Annotated in this window: 4 protein-coding genes; 1 reads left to right on the forward strand and 3 read right to left on the reverse strand. The window is 62.6% G+C overall.

Going from position 1 to position 4,966, the window contains the following annotated elements:
- Positions 1-9 precede the first annotated feature (9 nt).
- From ACOZK4_RS19680 to ACOZK4_RS19690, 3 genes are all read right to left on the reverse strand, one after another.
- A complete protein-coding gene (locus ACOZK4_RS19680) occupies positions 10-1,248 on the reverse strand; it encodes a saccharopine dehydrogenase family protein (protein ID WP_421593348.1) in 1,239 nt (412 codons plus the stop codon).
- A gap of 34 nt (positions 1,249-1,282) precedes the next feature.
- Positions 1,283-2,383: a carboxynorspermidine decarboxylase gene (locus tag ACOZK4_RS19685; RefSeq protein WP_421593349.1), complete on the reverse strand. Its 1,101-nt coding sequence runs from the start codon at positions 2,381-2,383 to the stop codon at positions 1,283-1,285.
- Positions 2,384-2,507: 124 nt separating this feature from the next.
- Positions 2,508-2,747, reverse strand: a complete 240-nt coding sequence (locus ACOZK4_RS19690) for a hypothetical protein (protein WP_421593350.1) — start codon at positions 2,745-2,747, stop codon at positions 2,508-2,510.
- 172 nt (positions 2,748-2,919) lie between these two features.
- On the opposite strand from ACOZK4_RS19690, the gene ACOZK4_RS19695 reads away from it, so the two are divergent.
- Positions 2,920-4,966 (forward strand): heavy metal translocating P-type ATPase (locus ACOZK4_RS19695; protein WP_421593352.1); only part of this gene is annotated, 2,047 nt, incomplete at its 3' end.

Here is a 4,966-nt window from a genome sequence, read left to right on the forward strand (position 1 = left end):
GGATCATGCTTAGAAGCTGACGGCGCGGTCGCCGTCCTCGTCCTGGATGCGGGTGGGCAGGCCCATGCCGTTCAGCAGGTTGATGAAGGGCTTCGGCGGCAGTTCTTCCACGTTCGCCATCGTCTTCACGTCCCACTCGCCGGTCGCAACCAGCATCGCGGCGGCGACAGGGGGAACGCCGGCGGTGTAGGAAATGCCTTGCGAACCGACTTCCTCATAGGCTTCTTTGTGGTCGGCCACGTTGTAGATGAAGACAGTCTTTTCCTTACCGTCCTTAAAGCCTTTCACGTAGTCGCCGATGCAGGTCTTGCCTTCATAGCCCGGCGCGAGCGATGCCGGATCGGGCAGCACGGCCTTGACCACCTTGAGCGGCACGACTTCCTGACCCTCGGCCGTCTTGACCGGCTGCTCGGAGAGCAGGCCGAGGTTCTTCAGGACGGTGAAGACATTGATGTAATGATCGCCGAAACCCATCCAGAAGCGGACATTCGCGCCGTCCATGTTTTTGGCGAGCGAATGCACTTCGTCATGGCCGCAGAGATAGGCGCGGCGCGTGCCGACGACCGGCAGGTCGTAGTCCTTGCCGATTTCGAACATCTTGTTCGTCTGCCATTCGCCGTTCTGCCAGGAATAGACGACGCCGGTGAACTCGCGAAAATTGATTTCCGGGTCGAAGTTCGTGGCGAAGTATTTTCCATGGCTGCCGGCATTGATGTCGACGATGTCGACGTCGGTCACCTTGTCGAGATATTCGTCCTTGGCGAGCTTGGCATAGGCGTTGACGACACCCGGATCGAAGCCGGCGCCGAGGATGGCGGTGATGCCCTTCTCCTTGCATTCCGCGGCGCGCTTCCACTCGTAGTTCCCGTACCACGGCGGCGTCTCGCAGATCTTGCCCGGCTCTTCGTGGATCGCTGTATCGATATAGGCGACGCCCGTATCCATGCAGGCGCGCAGCACCGACATGTTCAGGAAGGCGGTGCCGACATTGATGACGATTTCGGACTTCGTCGCGGTGATCAGCGCCTTGGTGGCTTCGATGTCGAGCGCGTCGAGCGCATGGCCTTCCAGCAGACCTGGCTGCTTCAGCGCCTTCTTCTCATGGACCGACGCGATGATCTTGTCGCACTTGGCCTTTGTGCGCGAGGCGATATGGATGTCGCCGAGCACGTCGTTATTCTGGGCGCATTTGTGCGCGACGACCTGTGCGACGCCGCCGGCGCCGATGATGAGCACGTTCTTCTTCATATCGGGGGATATCTCCTTCTAACCCGGTACAGCCTCAGGAGAGGCTTTCTTCATAGTTCGCGTAGGTGAATTCGCGGACCGTTCTGATGGTGCCGTCCAGTTCGCGGATGGCGATCGCCGGCATTTTCACGCCGTTGAACCAGTTCTTCTTGACCATGGTGTAGCCGGCCGCATCCTGGATGGAGATGCGGTCGCCGACCTTCAGCTGGTTTTCGAAATTGAACTCGCCGAAGATATCGCCGGCGAGGCAGGACTTGCCGCAGACCATATAGCGGTGCGGTCCCGTGTTTGGGGAAAGCTTGGCGTTCTCCCGGTAGATCAGGAGGTCCAGCATATGGGCCTCGATGGAGCTATCGACGATGGCGAGGTCCTTGCCGTTGTTGAGCAGGTCGAGCACCGTCACCTCCAGCGAGGTGGACCTGGTGATCGAGGCCTCACCCGGCTCCAGATAGACCTGCACACTATATTCGCCGGAGAAGCGCTTCAGACGCTCGGCGAATTTTTCCAGCGGATAGTTTTCGCCGGTGAAATGGATGCCGCCGCCGAGGCTCACCCATTCGGCCTTCTTCAGAAGCGGGGCGAACTTCTCCTCGATCGTGCCGAGCATGCGGTCGAACAGGTCGAAATCGCCGTTCTCGCAGTTGTTGTGGATCATGAAGCCGGAGATGCGGTCCATGACCGGCTCGACCTGCTTCACATCCCATTCGCCGAGCCGCGAGTAGGGGCGGGCGGGGTCTGCGAGGTCGAAAGTCGAGGAGGAAATGCCGGGATTGAGGCGAAGGCCGCGCACGATGCCGGAGGCCTTGTCGGCGAAACGGTCGAGCTGGCCGATGGAATTGAAGATGATCTTGTCGGCGTGGCTGACGACCTCGTCGATCTCGTAATCCGCATAGGCGACGGAATAGGCATGCGTCTCCTTGCCGAAACGCTCGTGGCCGAGGCGCACCTCGTTGAGCGAGGAGGAGGTGGTACCGTCCATGTAGTCCCGCATGAAATCGAAGACCGACCAGGTCGCAAAGCATTTCAGCGCCAGAAGCGCCTTGGCGCCGGAGAGTTCGCGAAGACGCGCGATCTTCTCCATGTTGGCGAGGAGCTTCGACTTATCGATCAGGTAATAGGGCGTGGTGAGGGACATCAGGAACCTGTCTGCTGTGGTGGAACGGCCATCGGCGAAACAGCCGGCAACGCGATAGGAACGCGGATGAGGGGAGGCGCAAACCGCCCGCTCCGCGTGGCTCGAAAAAGGGGAAAAGCCGCTGTTACGGTATCGTCGTGCGGACACGGCGATGTGACAGCGCTTTGGCGCTGTTACCCCGGTCGCGATAACGCTCAAGGAAGAGATTGGGCAGGCGCGGTGTCTTCACCGGACGGCGCAACGGCGCAGCCAGCCTGACGGCGTAAAAGCCAGAGCGGGCCACGAGGGCGCGCATCGAGTAGCGTTCTTCCGTTCGGGGGGCATCCGAGCCCATCCCCGATTGGAAGAGGGTTTGCCAAGCCATGGCGTCCTCCCCAACCAGCAGATGAAACCTGCATTCAATGGGGCGCTCCCTAGCACAGGGCCGCCGGCAATTTCAATGCGTCCTTTTGTTCGAAAATTTCTTGAAATCGCTCTTGCACCTCTAGTCGCTAGAGGTCGTAGAACCATTTCATGAGACTAAAGAGGATTGTGCGATGGCTGATGTGAAAGAGACCCGTTTCCGCGTGGAGGGCATGGATTGCGCCTCCTGCGCCAGCAAGATCGATACGGCCGTGCGCCGCATGCCCGGTGTATCAGACGTTTCCGTTTCGGTGACGGCGGGCACGATGCGCGTGCAGCACGATGCGGAAAGCGATCTGGAGGCGATCCGCAAAAAAGTCTCCGGCCTCGGTTATGCGGTGACGCCGGCCGGCGCAGTGGCCGAAAAGCCGGCGGCCAAGCATGAGCACGGTCCGAACTGCAATCATGACCACGGCCATAACAATGATCACGGGCACGACCATCATGATCATGCCGGTCATGACCACGATGCACCGAAGACGGCGGCCATCGAAGGCCTGCATGGCCATGATCATGGCCCGTCCGAGGGTCCTTGGTGGAAGGGCAAGAAGGGGCGGCTGACCATTCTTGCTGGTGCAGCACTCGTCGTCGCCTATGCCGTGGGCCATCTCTTTCCGGCCATCGAAACCTATGCCTTCATCGTCGCCATGGTGGTCGGCCTGCTGCCGATTGCGCGCCGCGCCGTCATGGCGGCGCTGGCCGGCACGCCGTTCTCCATCGAGATGCTGATGACCATCGCCGCCGTCGGCGCCGTCGTCATCAACGCGACGGAGGAGGCGGCGATGGTCGTCTTCCTCTTCCTCGTCGGTGAATTGCTGGAGGGCGTTGCCGCCGGCAAGGCGCGCGACAGTATCCGCTCGCTTTCCACGCTGGTGCCGAAGACGGCGCTGCTCGATGAAGACGGCCGCACGAAGGAAGTCCCGGCCGAATCGCTTGCCGTCGGTGCCGTCATCCTCGTGCGCCCCGGCGACCGCATTTCCGCCGATGGCACGATCATCGAAGGCGAAAGCGCCATCGACGAAGCGCCCGTGACGGGCGAGAGCACGCCGGTGCGCAAGGAGGTTGGCGACGCGGTCTTTGCCGGCACGGTCAATGGCGATGCGGCTTTGCGCGTGCGCGTCACGGCGGCTGCGGCTGATAATACGATTGCCCGCGTCATCAAGCTGGTCGAGGAAGCCCAGGAATCCAAGGCGCCGACCGAGCGCTTCATCGACCGCTTCTCGAAATATTACACGCCCGGCGTGGTCGTCGTCGCGGCCCTCGTCGCGATCATCCCGCCGCTGTTCTTCGGCGGCATCTGGAGCGAGTGGGTCTATAAGGGCCTCGCCGTGCTCCTGATCGGCTGCCCCTGCGCGCTGGTCATCTCGACGCCCGCCGCCATCGCGGCATCGCTCTCCGCCGGCGCCCGCCGCGGCCTGCTGATGAAGGGCGGCGCAGTGCTGGAAGGCCTCGGCAAACTGACGGCCATCGCCTTCGACAAGACCGGCACGCTGACCGAAGGCAAGCCCAAGGTGACCGATATCGTTGCCTTCTCTGCCTCGGCGCAAGAGGTGCTGCACCTTTCCGCAGCACTGGAAGCCGGCTCCAGCCATCCACTGGCGCTTGCGATCCTTGCCAAGGCCGCCGAAGACGGCATCGTGGCGCCGGTCGCCACCGGATCGCGCGCACTTGGCGGCAAGGGGGTAACGGCCATTGTCGAGGGCAAGGAAATCTTCCTCGCCTCGCCGAAGGCCGCTTCCGAGCGTGTCGCCCTGTCTGCAGAGGTGCAGGCAACCACCACCGCGCTCAACGACGACGGCAAGACCGTCTCCATGCTGATCGTCGACGGCGTGCTGGCCGGCGCCATCGCCATGCGCGACGAGCCGCGTGCGGATGCCGCCGCAGGCCTCAAGGCGCTGAAGGATCTCGGCATCAAGACGATCATGCTGACCGGCGACAATGCCCGCACGGCCAAGGCCGTCGGCGCCGAACTCGGTATCGAGGTGCGTGCCGAGCTGATGCCGGAGGACAAGCAGCGCATCGTCGGCGAGCTCCAGCGCGAAGGTTTCGTGGTCGGGAAGATCGGCGACGGCATCAACGACGCCCCGGCACTCGCCGCCGCCGATGTCGGCATCGCCATGGGCGGTGGCACGGATGTGGCGCTGGAAACGGCCGATGCCGCCATCCTGCACGGCCGCGTCG

Source organism: Shinella sp. M27, assembly GCF_049199905.1.
Classification (GTDB): Bacteria; Pseudomonadota; Alphaproteobacteria; order Rhizobiales; family Rhizobiaceae; genus Shinella.